The following is a 759-nucleotide window of genomic DNA, read 5'->3' on the forward strand; positions in this document are numbered from 1 at the left end:
TTAGAAGATGCCCTGAGCCATCATGGCGTCGGCGACCTTCTGGAAGCCGACGATGTTGGCGCCAGCCACCAGGTCGTAGCCCAGGCCATAGCGCTCGGCGACCTCGACGGAGGAGTGATAGATGTTCTTCATGATGCCCTTCAGCTTGGCATCGACTTCCTCAGCGGTCCAGTACAGACGCTCGGCGTTCTGAGCCATCTCCAGCTCGGACACGGACACGCCGCCGGCGTTGACAGCCTTGGAGGGAGCCACGACCAGGTGCTCCTGAGCCTTCAGGAACTCCAGAGCCTCGTTGGTGGTGGGCATGTTGGCGACCTCGATGTAGTACTTCACACCGGACTCGGCGATCTTCTTCGCCCAATCCAGGTTGACGTCGTTCTGGGTGGCGGCGGGCATGTAGATGTCCACGTCCTTGACGCCCCAGCACTTCTGGCCGGGAACGAACTCGCAGCCGAACTTCTCGGCGTAGGGAGCGCAGTGCATGGGATCCTTCGCGCGCATCTCCAGGATGTAGTTCAGCTTCTCCTCGGTGCAGACGCCCTCGGGATCGTGGATGTAGCCGTCGGGACCGGCGAAGTAGGTGACCTTCGCGCCCAGCTCAGCGGCCTTCTTCATGATGCCCCAGCCCACGTTGCCGTAGCCGGACATGGCGATGCGCTTGCCCTCGATGGACTCGCCGTCGTGAGCCAGAGCCTCGACCAGATAATACACAGCGCCGTAGCCGGTGGCCTCGGGACGCAGGATGGAACCGCCGGTGGT

The 759-nt window shown here is 62.7% G+C and carries 1 pseudogene; it reads right to left on the reverse strand.

The window, feature by feature from the left end:
- A pseudogene (locus tag ACTNBU_RS12660) lies at positions 1-759 on the reverse strand (NADP-specific glutamate dehydrogenase); the annotation flags it as partial.

Source organism: Dysosmobacter sp. HCP28S3_G4 (genome assembly GCF_052065175.1).
Classification (GTDB): Bacteria; Bacillota; Clostridia; order Oscillospirales; family Oscillospiraceae; genus Oscillibacter.